Source organism: Streptomyces sp. G45 (assembly GCF_049542095.1).
GTDB lineage: Bacteria > Actinomycetota > Actinomycetes > Streptomycetales > Streptomycetaceae > Streptomyces.
Genome location: NZ_JBMUZU010000001.1, coordinates 8,608,949 through 8,622,630, shown reverse-complemented (window position 1 = coordinate 8,622,630; position 13,682 = coordinate 8,608,949). Strand labels below are relative to the sequence as shown.

The 13,682-nt window shown below is 73.8% G+C and carries 14 protein-coding genes; 10 read left to right on the top strand and 4 right to left on the bottom strand.

What is annotated here, in order from left to right; genetic code table 11:
- The first annotated feature begins 652 nt into the window (after window positions 1–652).
- The 6 genes from ACOBQU_RS36830 (at window position 653) to ACOBQU_RS36805 (ending at window position 6,514) form a co-directional block, all read left to right on the top strand.
- On the top strand, window positions 653–1,033 hold the full coding sequence (locus ACOBQU_RS36830) for an acyl-CoA thioesterase (RefSeq protein ID WP_423633500.1): 381 nt from the start codon (window positions 653–655) through the stop codon (window positions 1,031–1,033).
- A gap of 124 nt (window positions 1,034–1,157) precedes the next feature.
- Window positions 1,158–2,690, top strand: a complete 1,533-nt coding sequence (locus tag ACOBQU_RS36825; protein WP_423633498.1) for an acyl-CoA dehydrogenase family protein — start codon at window positions 1,158–1,160, stop codon at window positions 2,688–2,690.
- A complete protein-coding gene (locus ACOBQU_RS36820) occupies window positions 2,690–3,637 on the top strand; it encodes a DMT family transporter (RefSeq protein WP_423633497.1) in 948 nt (315 codons plus the stop codon). Before ACOBQU_RS36825 ends, ACOBQU_RS36820 begins: the two co-directional genes overlap by 1 nt.
- Before the next feature lie 123 nt (window positions 3,638–3,760).
- Entirely contained in the window at window positions 3,761–4,663 is a 903-nt protein-coding gene (locus tag ACOBQU_RS36815) for an aminoglycoside phosphotransferase family protein (RefSeq protein WP_423633495.1), read from the top strand.
- Between the two features lie 61 nt (window positions 4,664–4,724).
- The gene (locus ACOBQU_RS36810; protein ID WP_423633493.1) at window positions 4,725–5,327 is read left to right on the top strand and encodes a sigma-70 family RNA polymerase sigma factor; all 603 of its coding nucleotides are present in this window, start codon (window positions 4,725–4,727) and stop codon (window positions 5,325–5,327) included.
- Window positions 5,324–6,514 carry a maleylpyruvate isomerase family mycothiol-dependent enzyme gene (locus ACOBQU_RS36805; protein ID WP_423633491.1) on the top strand — a complete coding sequence of 397 codons (1,191 nt, stop codon included), beginning with the start codon at window positions 5,324–5,326 and terminating at the stop codon, window positions 6,512–6,514. Before ACOBQU_RS36810 ends, ACOBQU_RS36805 begins: the two co-directional genes overlap by 4 nt.
- A 14-nt stretch (window positions 6,515–6,528) precedes the next feature.
- Here ACOBQU_RS36805 and ACOBQU_RS36800 read toward each other — a convergent pair whose 3' ends face one another.
- The 3 genes from ACOBQU_RS36800 to ACOBQU_RS36790 form a co-directional block, all read right to left on the bottom strand.
- Window positions 6,529–6,975, bottom strand: a complete 447-nt coding sequence (locus ACOBQU_RS36800; RefSeq protein ID WP_423633489.1) for an NUDIX hydrolase — start codon at window positions 6,973–6,975, stop codon at window positions 6,529–6,531.
- Between the two features lie 35 nt (window positions 6,976–7,010).
- Window positions 7,011–8,636 carry an amidohydrolase gene (locus ACOBQU_RS36795; RefSeq protein WP_423633487.1) on the bottom strand — a complete coding sequence of 542 codons (1,626 nt, stop codon included), beginning with the start codon at window positions 8,634–8,636 and terminating at the stop codon, window positions 7,011–7,013.
- 69 nt (window positions 8,637–8,705) lie between these two features.
- Window positions 8,706–9,347, bottom strand: coding sequence for a TetR/AcrR family transcriptional regulator (locus ACOBQU_RS36790; RefSeq protein WP_423633485.1), 642 nt, complete (start codon window positions 9,345–9,347; stop codon window positions 8,706–8,708).
- Between the two features lie 68 nt (window positions 9,348–9,415).
- Between ACOBQU_RS36790 and ACOBQU_RS36785 the strand changes: the two genes are divergently transcribed.
- The 4 genes from ACOBQU_RS36785 to ACOBQU_RS36770 all read left to right on the top strand — a co-directional run bounded on the left by ACOBQU_RS36785 (window position 9,416) and on the right by ACOBQU_RS36770 (window position 12,629).
- On the top strand, window positions 9,416–10,882 hold the full coding sequence (locus ACOBQU_RS36785) for a purine-cytosine permease family protein (RefSeq protein WP_423633484.1): 1,467 nt from the start codon (window positions 9,416–9,418) through the stop codon (window positions 10,880–10,882).
- A gap of 228 nt (window positions 10,883–11,110) precedes the next feature.
- Window positions 11,111–11,428, top strand: a complete 318-nt coding sequence (locus ACOBQU_RS36780) for a DUF3140 domain-containing protein (RefSeq protein WP_423634960.1) — start codon at window positions 11,111–11,113, stop codon at window positions 11,426–11,428.
- The gene (locus ACOBQU_RS36775) at window positions 11,425–12,090 is read left to right on the top strand and encodes an endonuclease (RefSeq protein ID WP_423633482.1); all 666 of its coding nucleotides are present in this window, start codon (window positions 11,425–11,427) and stop codon (window positions 12,088–12,090) included. Before ACOBQU_RS36780 ends, ACOBQU_RS36775 begins: the two co-directional genes overlap by 4 nt.
- A 143-nt stretch (window positions 12,091–12,233) precedes the next feature.
- Entirely contained in the window at window positions 12,234–12,629 is a 396-nt protein-coding gene (locus tag ACOBQU_RS36770) for a DUF2795 domain-containing protein (RefSeq protein ID WP_423633480.1), read from the top strand.
- A gap of 30 nt (window positions 12,630–12,659) precedes the next feature.
- Here the strand turns inward: ACOBQU_RS36770 and ACOBQU_RS36765 are convergent, their stop codons facing one another.
- Window positions 12,660–13,187 carry a hypothetical protein gene (locus ACOBQU_RS36765; protein WP_423633478.1) on the bottom strand — a complete coding sequence of 176 codons (528 nt, stop codon included), beginning with the start codon at window positions 13,185–13,187 and terminating at the stop codon, window positions 12,660–12,662.
- Window positions 13,188–13,682 lie beyond the last annotated feature (495 nt).

The window sequence follows — 13,682 nt, the reverse complement described above, 5'->3', positions numbered from 1 at the left end:
CACCCCGAACGCCCCCCGGCGAGCGTCCGCCGCATCCGCCTCAAAGGCGTCGCCTTCCGCCGCGTCTCCCCCGCGGGCACCCGCACGCGCGTCGCCGTCGCGTGGCGCGAAGCCGACCGCGATCCCCTGGTCACGCGCCTCCCGAAGACCGCGAGCCCCCACTCACCCGACCTGCGGCGGAGCACGGGAGACCCCGATCGGACCGCTCGGTTTTGAGCCAAAGCCCGCCAGCGGTCGCTAATGATCATGAACTTGATGCAGTATTCACACGTCAGCGGGAACGCTCTCTTCGCTGACGTTCGCAGACGTTCGCATTCCCGGTCAGATACGTAGGTCAGCGGGCCGCGCGGCTCGTGCGCGCGACCTTCTGATGTCGTCGATATGGGGTAGCGGTGCCCGAGAGCAACGGGGTCGACACAGCCATGATCAAGCCCGCCGAGTGGTCCAGACTCAGCTACATCCGTCGCCACTCCTGTCACCGCGGGACAGCCGGGCTCTAAGGACGCTCGACCCCTGCGCCGCGCCCCCGGGCACGGCGCCCCCACCGCACCCCTCACCCCACCCCCTCGCCCGCCACGCCCAACAGGCGTGCCGCGACGCCGAGTCGACCACTCGGCGCACACCGAACCCTCAGCGCACTAAGGGGCAGAACGTGAAGGTGACGATCTCACCTCGTTTCTCCGAAGTCGACGTGCTCGGCCATGTCACCAACTCCGCCGTACCCGTCTGGTTCGAGCACGGACGGCTGCCGATCTTCCGGCTGTTCAGCAAAGAGCCCAACATGCGTGACCTCTCCCTCATCCTGCGCCGGTACGAGATCGACTTCGTCCGGCAGATCGTCGCGTCCGCCGACGTCACCATCGAGACCAAGGTGGCGAAGCTCGGCAACACGTCGCTCACCATCGAGCAGACCGCCACGCAGAACGGCGCCGAAGTCGCCCACGGCACCTGCGTGATGGTCCACTTCGACTACGAGAGGGAGACCACCACGAGCATCCCGGACCACCTGCGGGACGAACTGACCAGGCTCTAGCACCTCCGCCCACGCACGTCCGGACCTCCACGCGCCGCGCGACCCGCGCCGCGCGCGGCAGGCGTGCCGCCACAAGCCGTGCGCGCCGCCAGAACCTTGTGCTGATCGAGATGGGACCAATGCCATGAGTGTGCCCCGCAACCCGTTGCTGGACCTGGACACATCCGCGTTCCTGGAGCAGTTCCGGCGCGGCATCGACGCCTTCGACAGCGCCCGCCTCCCCCAGGAGCCGCTGCCCAAGGAGAGCCTGCGGCAACTCGTCGACCTCGGACTCTACTTACCGGCCATCCCCCGCGAGTACGGCGGCCGCGAGAGCCACCGGGAGATGTGCGAGATCATCGAGATCATGTCCGAGCGCAATCTGCCGATGGGCATGTACACGATGATCGTCACGGTGCTGTTCCTCCGCAACGTGGCGTCCAGCGGGGACGACGTGCTGAAGGAGGAGGTCTTCGACGACTTCCTGCACCACCCGGTCATCGGCGGGCTCGCCTTCACCGAACCGAGCAGCGGCTCCAACCTGGCGCGGATGCGGACCACGTACCACGAGGACGGCGACACCTACCGCATCACCGGCACCAAGCACTGGCAGGCCTTCAGCGAGCAGGCCGACTGGTGGATCATCTGCGCCAAGCACCCCGAGCGCAAGGAGTTCGCGTACTTCGCCCACAAGCGGTCGGACGGCGGGTTCGTCACCACCGAGGTCTACGACAGCCTGGGCCTGAAGAACCTCGGCTACGGGCTCAACACCCTGGACCTGCGCGTCCCCCGCCACTACCGGCTCGCCAAGACCCGCCCCGGCCTCGGCGACGCCGCCGAGATCCTGTGCGGCTCGCGGTTCAGCAAGGCCGCCATGGCCAGCGGCTTCCTGCGCCGCCTGAGCACCGAGGCGCTCCGCCAGACCACCGGCCGCAGGATCGGCGACGCCACGCTGCACGACATCGACTACGTGCGCTACAAGGTGAACCGCATCCGGCAGAACTACGTCGTGTGCAACGCGCTGTACCGGCACCTGCTGCTCGCGGAGGACTACTTCACGGACCTGGAGGAGAGCATGTTCGCCTCCCTCGCGACCAAGGTCCTCGCCTCCGAACTCATGCTGGAGTCCGCCATCGACTACCAGCAGCTCTGCGGCGGCGAGGGCTACCGGGTGGGCGCGCCGGACAACATCGCCGCGTACGCGCTGCTCGACGCGCGCGTCTACACCGTCTTCGACGGCACGAACGACCTGCTGTGCCAGCACCTGGCACACCTGTTCCTGCGCCGCTTCGAGGAGTCGGGGCTGCGCTCGCCGCTGGAGTTCGTCGGCCGCTTCCCCTATCTGGAAGCCGCGTTCTGCCACCTCACCGACGTCAACCTCAGCCATCTCACCGAGGCGCCGTCGCAGGACCGGATCGTCATCCTCGGCCGCATCCTGTCGCGGATGTACGGCATCGGCGCGCTGGCGAAGGCCTCCCGGTCCCCCGCGCCCCACGCCCGCCTGGCCGTGGACGAGGCCGACCACCCCAAGGCGGTCGCCGTCCTGAAGAACGACATCGTCGGCCTCGTCAACGAGTACGAGCTGGCCGGGCGCCTCGCCGAGCCCCCGGCGGCCACCGGCGCGCCCCGCCCGCGCACCACCAAGATCACTGTCAACTCCAAGGTGGGAACGCACTAGTGCCCAACGGCAACACTAAGCTCAGGGTTTCGCTGATCGCGTCGGTGTTCGTCATCATCTACGGATCAGGTTTCGTGGGCGGCCGGTACGGGCTGCCCTACGCGGAGCCCTTCTACTACCTGGCCATCCGGTTCGGCATGACCGCGGTCATCCTGCTCGCGCTGATCGTGTGCTTCCGCATCCGCTGGCCGCGCTCCGGCTACCGGCACCTGGTCATCAGCGGCATCCTGCTCCAGGGCGTCTTCTCCGCCGGGGTGTTCTACGCGCTCGACCAGGGCATGACGCCCGCGGTCTCGGCGCTGATCATCGCGCTCCAGCCCCTCCTGGTGTGGCTGATGGTCTCCGTCGTGACCGCGCGGAAGGTCCGGCCGCTGTCCGTCATCGCCCTGGTCGGCGGTCTCCTCGGCGTCGCCATCACGGTGTACCAGGGCCTGGCGTCGTCGTCGGGGCTCACGCCCACCAACGTCGCCTTCGGGGTGCTCGGCCTGGTCGGCCTGTCCACCGGGCAGTTCTACTACCAGGTGAAGAACCCCGGCACGCACCTGCTGATCAACGGGTTCGTGCAGTCCGGCTCGTCGGCGGTCGTCATGCTCGTCGGCGCCCTGATCTTCGAGAAGGGCGTGATCCGGTGGACCTCGCAGCTCGTCCTGTCGGAGCTGTGGATGTCGGTCGGGGTGTCGATCGGCGCGCTCAGCCTGCTGTTCGTCCTGATGCGCTCCGAGAGCGCGGACCGGGTGGCGTCGTACTTCTACGGCGTGCCGATCGCGGCCGGGCTGATCGCCTGGCCCGCGCTCGGCCAGCGCCCGACCGGCGCGGAGATCGCCGGGTTCGCGGTCATCGTCGTCTCGATCCTGGTGTTCAACCGCAGCAGCCAGGAGCCGGACACCGGGCGCGGGCCGTCGGGGCCGCCGGTCGACAAGTCCGTGCCGGTGACGGAACGCCCCTGAAGCCGGTCAGCGGGGGCGGGTGAGCGGCGGTGGGGAAAATCCGTCGACATCCGCCCCCGCCACGCGCTGTGATGATCCCGACCGCCCGCTGACCGCAGGGGGCCGACCGCGGGAGCGACTTCTGTGACAGCCAGAGCCACGGCACCGGCCGGGGACACCGACGACCCGCGGCCCGCCGTCGATACGGCGCTGGTCCGGCGCCTGGTGGACACACAGTTCCCGCAGTGGGCGGGTCTTCCGCTGACGCTGGTGGACCCGTCCGGCTCGGACCACGTCATCCACCGGCTCGGCGCGGAGCTGTCCGTGCGGCTCCCGCGGCACTCCGGGGCCATCACGCAGGCCGAGAAGGAGTCCGCGTGGCTGCCCCGGCTCGCCCCGCGCCTGCCCCTGGCCGTCCCCGTACCGGTCGCGGTGGGGCGGCCGGACCTCGGCTATCCGTGGCCGTGGGCGGTGTCCCGCTGGCTGGACGGCGACGTGGCGACCGTCGAGGCCCTCGCGGACTCGGGCGAGGCCGCCGTGGCGCTGGCGGAGTTCCTCACCGCCCTGTGGGGGTTCACGTCCGAGGACGGCGCGCCGCCCGAGGCCCTCGGTCAGCTCGCCGACCGGGACGCCGCGACCCGGGCCGCCATCGCCGAGGTCGACGGCGCCTTCGACGCCGCCGCCCTGACCGCCCTCTGGGACGCGGCCCTCGGGGCCCCGGCGTGGGACCGCCCCGCGGTGTGGGTGCACGGCGACTTCCACACGGGCAACCTGCTGACCACCGGCGGCCGCCTCAGCGCGGTCATCGACTTCGGCGAGCTGGGCCTCGGCGACCCGGCCCGCGACCTGATCGTCGCCCACACCCTGATGTCGGCGCGGTCCCGCGCCGCCTTCCGCGCCGCCCTCGGCGTGGACGACGCCACCTGGCTGCGCGGACGCGGCTGGGCCCTCGCCACCGGGCTCAACGCCTACGTCTCCTATGCCGCCGTCGACCCGCGCGTCGCCGCACAGACCACCCGTCAGATCACTCAGGCCCTCATCGGCTAGTCGTGGCCACCCGTGTCGCCCAGGGCTCCCGGAACCCGTCCTTCACGAGGAGACTGCGCGCATGGCCGCCTCCCGCGAGGCGCGGCCCCGGCACGAGCCCGGCATCCCGACCGCGGCGGTCCCCGAGGACCGCCTGGAGATCCAGGCCCTGCTGCTGGCCGCCGACGAGGACGCGTTCCGCGAGATCTACGAGCGGTACGCCCCGCTGGTGCGCGCCCTCGCGACGCGCATCACCCGCGACCCCACCGCCGCCGACGACGTCGTCCAGGAGGTCTTCGCCCGGCTGTGGGAGCGCCCGCTGTCCTACGACCCGGCCCGCGGCCCGCTGCGCGCCTGGCTCGCCGTGGTCGCCCACCACCGCGCCGTCGACTGGGTCCGCCACGAGGAACGGCACCGCAGGACCGCCGAGCGGCACCCGCCGCCCCCGGGCGACGAGACCGCCGACACGGTGACCGCGCGCCTGGAGGCCCTCGGCGTCCGCTCCGCCGCGGCCCGGCTGCCCGACACCTTGCGCACACCGCTGCTCCTCGCCTACTACGGAAGCCGTACCTACCGTCAGGTGGCCGGTGACCTCGGCATCCCCGAAGGAACCGCCAAGACCCGCCTGCGGGCGGCGCTGCGGGCGCTGGCTGCGGCACTCGCGGAGGAAGGGATCACGCCATGAGCGGTGCGCCCCACCCCGCACCCGACGAACACGCCGCGCTGGCGCCCCTACTGGGCGCCTGGCTCCTCGACGCCTGCTCCGCGGCGGAGAGTTCCGCCGTGGCGGCCCACGTGGAGCGGTGCGCCGCCTGCACGACGGAGGTGCGCGAGCTGTATCCGGCCGTCGCCTCCCTCGCCGCGAGGGCGCCACACGAGGCCGAGTCTCCGTACGAATCTCCGTACGAACGTGAAGCTCCGTACGGTGAGGCTCCGTACGCGCGTCCCGTGCCGCTCGGCGGCGCCTCCCGTCCGTCCCGCCGCTCCCCGCGCCCCGCCGCGTACGACCGCCTCGCCTCCCGCGTCCGCACGCGTCGGCCGCCCGCGCCCCGTGACGTCCCGGCCCATGTGCGCCCGTACACGGACCACGTGGCCACTCTGGACGCCGTCCTGCGCGACCTGGGCGGCGCGGAGTGGCGGGCGCCCACCGTGGAGGGCTGGTCCGTGGCGCAGTTGGTCGCCCACCTCGCGGCGACCGACAGCCTCCTGACCGGGGCACTCGACGCCACCGCACGCGGCCCGCTGGACCTGCCCGGCACCACCGTCCCCGCCCGCACCCGGTCGTACACCGACTGGGCGGCCCGGCAGCCCCCCGAAGCCGTCCGCGCGGCCTGGCGCGCGCAGGCCGACGCGCTGCACGGCGTCCTCGTCCGCGGGGCGGACGAGGCGGCGGGAGCCGGGAGCGCGCACGCGCCGGAGGACCGGCTGTCCTTCGCGGGCGGCCCGCCGCTGGCCGTCGCCGACCACACCACCGGGCGGGCCTTCGAGACGTGGATCCACACCCGTGACATCGCGCTGGCCACGGGCCGTCGGCTGCCGCCGCCCGCCGCCCGCAACCTGACGCGGATGTGCGCCCTCGGCGTCCGGCTGCTGCCGCTCGCCCTGCGGATGCGGGGCACGCCGCTGGGCGAGCGCGTGCTGCGGGTGGACCTCTCGGGGCGCGGGGGCGGCACCTGGCTGGTGGGCGAGGCCGGTGAGGAGGCGCCGTCGCGTCCGCCGGACGCCGGTCTCGCCCTGGGGTCGGTGGAGTTCTGCCTGCTCGTCGGGGGCCGCCTCGACCCGGCCGAGACGGTCGCGCGGGCCCGGGTGACCGGAGCGGCCGCGCTGGCCGAGGCGGCGCTGACCGCCGCCCCGGCCTTCGCCGGTCCCTGAAGGCCCGGCCGGGATCAGCCGCGGGCCAGCAGGCCGTTCGCCGCGAGCAGCGGCAGGACCTGGTCGCGCACCGCCGGGGCGAGCCGCACGTCCGGCTCGCCGCCGGTGATCCAGCGCAGGTCCGCCAGCTCGGCGGCGATCCGGGGCTCGCGGTCGAGGTCGGCGGCGTACACCGTCATCGTCATGGGCACGCCCTCCAGCGCGGCGAGCGCCCGGACCTCGGCCAGGAAGCGGGGCGCCACCGGGCGGGCGCCCAGCTCCTCGTCCAGCTCCCTGGCGAGCGCCGCCAGCGGCTGCTCCCCGGGGTCGGGCTTGCCGCCGGGCAGGTAGAAGACCTCCGGCGCCGCCTGCTTGCTCACTACCAGGAGCCGCCCGTCCCGGACGACGACGGCGGCCACGACGGCCAGGGACCGCGCCTGGTCAGGGCCGTCGGGGGTGATCACCTCGCTGTTATGTGCCATATACAGCATTCTCTCAGGCGCCGAGCGGTGCCCGCTCACACGCTCGCGTCGCGGTGCGTGGGCGTCCCGTCGAGGACGGTGAGCAGCACCGGCAGGTCCGGCAGGTCGGTGGCCGCGGTGGTGAGCGGGTCGGCGGCGAGGACGGTCAGGTCGGCGCGGTGGCCGACGGCGATGCGGCCCGCCTCGTGCTCCTCGCCCGCCGCGTGGGCGGCGTTGACGGTCATGCCCTGGAGGGCCTCCAGGGCGGTGAGGGCCTGCTCCGGGCCGTGCGGGGGCTGGCTGAGGTCGCGCGACGGCCTGCGGTGGCGGGCCCCGGCCATGACGCCGAGCGGCGGGAAGGGGGCGATGGGCCAGTCGGAGCCGAGGACGACGACGGCGCCGGAGTCGTGCAGGTCGCGGCAGCGCCAGGCGCGGGCGGCGCGCTCCTCGCCGAGGCGGCGCGACCAGTTGTCGGTGTGGTCGGCGCGGGTGAAGTCGCAGCAGTGGGTGGGCTGCATGGAGGCGATGACGCCGAGTTCGGCGAAGCGGCGCAGGGTGTCGTCGGGGACGGTCTCGATGTGCTCGACCCGGTGGCGCACCGGGCGGCCCTCCTCGGCCTGGGCCTTCTCGACGGCGTCGAGGACGTGGCGTACGGCGGCGTCGCCGATGGCGTGCGTGGCGGTGGGCACCCCGGCCGCGTGCAGGGCGGCGATGACGCGGGTGTACTCCTCGGGGTCCGGCCAGAAGGCGTGGCGGGACTCGCCGTGGCAGTCGGGGTGCTCCAGCCAGGCGGTGCCGTTGTCGATGGTGCCGTCCATGAAGATCTTCACGCCGTCGGTGCGCCACAGTCGGCCGCCGGTGCCCTGCTGGTCGATGAGGGCGCGCAGACCGTCGGCGTCGGTGCCGGGCTGGCACCAGGGGGCGACGCGCAGGCGCAGCGGGAGCTGTCCGGCGGCGTCGAGTTCGGCGTAGAAGGCGAGGCTGTCGCCGCCCGCGTCCATGACGTGGCCGCCGGTGAGGCCCGCGGCGGCCATGGCGCGCAGGGTGGCGGCGAGGCGCTCGCGGCGCTCCTCGTGGGTGGGCCTGGGGGCGACGCGCTCCACGAGGGCGCAGGCGGCGTCTTCGAGGAGGAGTCCGGTGGGTCGGCCGTCGGCGTCGCACACGACCTCGGCGGTGGCCTGGTCGAAGGTGCGCGGCCCGTCGACCCCGGCCAGCTCCAGGGCGCGGCGGCTGGCCAGCATGGAGTGGGCGTCGAAGAGCAGCAGCAGCGCGGGCACGCCGTCGAGGACGGTGTCGAAGGGGGCGGTGCCGACGGGGCCGCCCGCGAAGACGTTGGGGTCGAGGCCCCAGCCGTGCAGCCAGGCGCCGGGGGCCAGTTCGCGTACGGCGTGGGCGAGGGCCGCGCGCACCTGGGCGAGGTCGGCGCAGCCGGACAGGTCGAGGCCGCGGGTCAGTTCGGCGCCGGTGACGGGGTGGGTGTGGCCGTCGACCAGGCCGGGCGTGACCACCGCGCCCTTCAGGTCGATGACCTCGGTCGAGGGGTCGGCGAGCGCGCGGATCTCGGCGCTGTCGCCGAGCGCGGTGATGCGTCCGGCGGTCGCGGCGAGCGCGTCCTGCGGCAGGAGTTCGCCGGTGGCCGGGTCGAGCAGGCGGGCCGAGAGGAGGACGAGGGAGGTGCGCACGGTGGCTCCTTGGGGTCGTGCGGGGTCGCGCCGCCTGATGCCGCACGGTGCGGGACGGCGCGGGAGGGGTCACTCGGGGGTGGCGGCGCTCAACGTGCCGGGGCTCAGGCCGAGTTCGCGTTCGGCCGTGGCGGCGGGCAGGTCGCGGACCTCGGGGGGCTCCCCGGCGGGGGTGTCGCTGTTGACGAGCATGCCGAGGCCGTCGATGACGACCAGGATCTGAATGGCCGTCAGCAGCGGGTCGGGGGTGTGGAACTCGCCCCGCTCGACGCCGTCGCGGATGACCGCTTCGAGCCGGTCGCGCCAGGCGGTCTCCTGGGCGGTGACGCGGGCGCGCAGGGCGGGGCGGTAGCGGCTGAGGTGGCGGGCGTTGAGCCAGAGCCTGCTGATGTCGTCGTACGCCTCCCCGCTCGCCCGGGCGAAGAAGCGGGCCAGGTGCCGGGTGGGCGTGGCGTCGGCACGGTCGGCCGGGAGGAGTTCCTCGAGTTCGCGCCCGACGGCGGTGCCGTAGGCCTCGGCGACCAGGTCCTCCACCGCGGGGAAGTAGTGGCTGATGAGGCCGGGGCGGACGTCCAGCTCCTCGGCGACGCGCCGCAGCGTGACGCACTCCAAGCCTTCGGCCAGGGCGACACCTGTCGCCGCCGCAACGATTTCCGCACGTCTGGCCGCTGGAGATTTACGGATTCGCTTGTTCGGGAGGGTTGACGTCATGGAATCCATGCTATTGAGTGTCCGACCAATAAACAAGCAGGTGGGTAACCAGCATCCGGAGGGGCCGCATGGCGTCCACGATTCCCGAGCCGCACCAGGGCCCCCGCACCGCGCCGGACGCGGCCCCGCTCCCCTCCGCGGGCACCGACGGCGCGCGCCGCGTGGAGACCCACGGCATCGACCACATCCCCGAGCACGAACGCCACGGCCACCCGCGCCGGTTGTTCTCCGTGTGGGCGGCGGCGAACGTGAACTACCTGAGCCTCGTCATCGGCGGCACCCTGATCCTCATGGGCCTGACCCTGGGGCAGGCCCTCGCCGTGATCGTGGTCGGCAACCTGCTCTGGCTCCTCACCGGGCTGCTCGCCACCTCCGGCCCGGCGGCGGGCGCGCCCAGCGAGGTGATCACGCGCGCGATGTACGGAGTCCGCGGCAACCGCGTCAACAACGCGGTCGTCGGCTGGATGATCTCCGTGGCGTACTTCGCCCTGAACCTGGCCGCCGCCGCGACCGCCGCCTTCTCCCTCGTCGAGCGGACCGGCACCGCCGTCACCACCGGCGTCAAGGTCGCGGTGGTCCTGGTCATCGCCGCCCTCACGCTGACCATCGGGGTCTACGGCCACGGTCTGATCATGCGGCTCTACCTGCCCATCACCCTCACCCTCAGCGCCGTCTTCGCCGTCGTCGCCTTCGGGGTGTTCCGGCACGCCGACTACGGGTACGCACCGGCCGCGCCGCTGACCGGCACCGGCCTGTGGGCCGCCCTGTTCTCCGGTGTCACCCTGGTCGGCGCGGCCCCGCTGTCGTACACCACCAGCGCCGACTTCTCCCGCTACCTGCCCCGCTCCACCCCGGCGGGGGCCGTCCTCGGCTGGACCGCCCTCGGCGGCTTCCTGCCGGGCGTCGCCGTCTGCTCCCTGGGGGCGCTCGCCGCGACCACGCTCGACATGTCGGATCCGCAGGCCGGGCTCCAGCAGATCCTGCCGGGCTGGTTCGACCCCGTCTTCCTGCTGTCCCTGGTCCTCGGCACCATCGCCCTCAACGCCCTGACCTCCTACAGCGCGGGCCTCGCCCTCCAGGCCGTCGGCATCCGCGTCCGCCGCTCGCTGAGCGTGCTCGCCGACGGCGCCGCCGCCGTGTCGCTGACCCTGTACGGGCTGCTCGTCTCCGACTTCCTCGACACCGTGAGCAACGTCCTCCAGCTCACCGTCGCCCTGCTGGGCCCCGCCACCGCCGTCTACGCCACGGACATCGTGCTGCGCCGCAACCGCTACGACGGCCCCGCCCTCATGGACGAGTCCCCGGCCAGCCCCTTCTGGTACGCCTCCGGCGTCAACCCGGCGGGCGCGCTCGCCCTGGCGGGCGGTGTCACCGTGGCGTCGCTGTGCGTCGACACCCTCTACACCGGCCCGATCGCCCGGGCGCTCGGCGGCCTGGACGTCTCGCTGCCCGCGGGCATCGCGGTGTCGGCCGCTCTGTACGCCGTCCTCACGCGGACGCGGTCGCGGCACTGTGCCGCCGTTGACTCCCCGTGACGTCCGGTGATGTCCGGGGGCACGTTCGAGTGGGGCCTGAGCGGGCACCCGGACACCGGAAGACATTCGACGCGCTCGACGAAAGGCCGCACCATGGCCGACAAGCCGACTGTCCCCGCCCGTGAACTCGACACCCTCGACACCCTCGACACTCCCGAACGCGACGCCCTCGACCTCGGCACTCTCGAACTCGACGCGCTCTGGGACGAGTTCCACCGCGTGGTGAACATGACCTCACAGGAGCTGAGCGCCTGGCTCAGGACCCTTGAGGCCGGTGAGCACAGCGAACCACTGCCGGAGTCGGCGGGCCCGGAGGCGGGCCGCCACGTCCTGGCGATCCTCCAGAAGCGCCGCACCGACCTCACCGACGACGACGTCCGCCTCATGGTGAAGGTGGTGGACCTCGTCAGCGCGGCGCGCGAGCCGGAGGAGGCACGCGAGCGGCAGGAAGCCCGGGAGCGGGAGGAGGGCGCGCCCGGCGCGGTCGACCGGCGCCGCAGGCACTGGCTGATGTCCCTCGGCCACGACCCGCTGAAGCCGTCATGACGCCGCGCACCACCGTGCGGTCCCGGCGCGAGGCCGTCGTACGGGCCCTGCTCGACACCCACGGGCGGACCTACGCGCGGGACGCCGGGATCCGGCTGCGCGACACCCCGCAGCCGCTGTACCAGCTCCTCGTCCTGAGCTGCCTGCTGAGCGCCCGCATCCGGGGCTCCGCCGCCGTCGCGTCCGCCCGCGAGCTGTTCGCCGCGGGCCTGCGCGACCCCCGGCGCATGGCGGACGCCGCCTGGCAGGACCGGGTCGACGCGCTCGGCCGCGGCGGCTACCGGCGCTACGACGAGCGCACGGCGACCCAGCTCGGCGACGGCGCGCGGCTCGTGCGGGACGAGTACGGCGGCGACCTGCGGAAGCTGCGCGCGCGTGCCGACGGCGACCTCGCGGCCCTGCGGCGGCTGCTGCGCCGCACCCCCGGCCTCGGTCCTACGGGCGCCGACATCTTCCTGCGGGAGGCGCAGGGCACGTGGCCCGAGGTGGCGCCGTACTTCGACGAGAAGGCCCTTCAGGGCGCGCGGCGCCTCGAACTGCCCGACGACCAGGACGCGTTGGCGCGGCTGGCGCCCGGGGACCCCGCGGTGTTCGCGGCGGCGCTGGTGCGGGCCGCGCTGGACCGGCGCGTGGCCGACGAGGTCGCGGGCACCGCCGCCTGACCCTCCCCTGGCGGGCGGCCCGGCCCATGCCTCGGGCAGCCCGGCCCACGCCTCGGGCAGCCCGCCACCGCACACCACCCGACATCACATGCCATCGCATGACACTGCACTCCATCGCACCGATTGATCGACTGGGGGCGGCCATGACCGACCGCGGACAGAACAAGACGGGCCCGCTGCGGGACGACGAGCTGAAGAAGCGGACGCGGGGCGAGTTGAAGGCCGCTCACGCCACCCGCGCGCAGGAGGAACGCGAACCGGAGCCGCCCGGCGAGGACCAGCCCGCCGTGGACCGGATGCCGCGCCCGCCCCGGCCGGGCTCGACCCCGCCCGGACTCTCGCCCGAGCAGGCGGAACTCCGTTCCGAGCTGGCCCGCCACCTGGGCCGCGGGCCCTTCCCCGCCGACCGCGCCGCGATCCTGGCGGCCCTGCGCGCGCACCACGCGCCGGACAGCCTCCTCGACATCGCCGCGCGGCTTCCCGCCGAGGGGCGGTACGACACCGCGCAGGACGTCGTGCGGACGCTGACCGACGGCTAGGGCGAAGCCCTCACGGGAGACGACACGCCCTCACGGGAAATACAGCGACGCCTTCTCCAGGACGTGCCCCGTGAACATCCCCCCGTACCGCGCGCGGCCCCGGTAGAGCGCCACGCGCGTCCGCCCCGGCTCCGACGTGTCCACCGTGACCGGCCGCCCGATCACGGTCGCCGCGAGGACCCGGGCGTCCTGGGCGGCCCACGCCGCCGCTGACTGCCGGACGTCGTCGCTGACCAGGGCGGGCAGCACCATCGCGGCGTTGCGGGCGCCGGGCAGGCCGCCGCGCAGGCCCTTCGCGTGCTCCAGGGCCCAGCCGGTGAACGCGGCCAGCGTCGGCTGATCGACCTCGGGCACGGCGGACGCGCACACGAACAGCTCCGACCTGGTGCCGAACCACCGCGCCTTGCGGTCCGACCTGCTGCCGACCACGACGTCGTGGTCCCGCCACGTGGCCGCGGCCACGTGGCATCCGTCGGCCGCGAGCCGTTCGGCCAGTGCCGCCACGTAGGCGACGGCCGCGTCGGCCGCCGACGTTCCGCCGGTTCGCTGCTGCGTCATGGGCGGGATCCTCCACCACCGGAGCGGCACGGGGAAGACATCGGGGAGGACGGGGAGGACGGGGAGGACTCCGTACGCCATCACGGACGCGCCCCCGGACACGGCCCGGATACCGCCCGGACGCGCGCCAGACGCGGCTACGGATGCCATCGCTCACCGCGCTGGCGGTCCCCGCTGGGGAGATGGTGGGTCGCGCCCGCTGCGCCGGGTGCGACCCACCACCGGATCGCGGTCCGCCCGGCTGTGCGGCATGCTCGCCGGGTCGGACCGGTCACCGACCGGACGCCGTCGCGTGGCCGGGGCCCCGTTCCAGCGACACCCACCTGGGGGCCCGGGCGCCACGGAGGCGACGGCAGGGCACCGATGCTACGAGCGCCAACCGTTCACTTCTGCACATCCGATGGTCGCTGGCTGAAAATCCGGGGCGGTATGGCAGGTTCCGTGCGCACGGGTGCCGCCCCGCGCCGGGGGATCGCCAGGCTGCCCGCGCCGGGG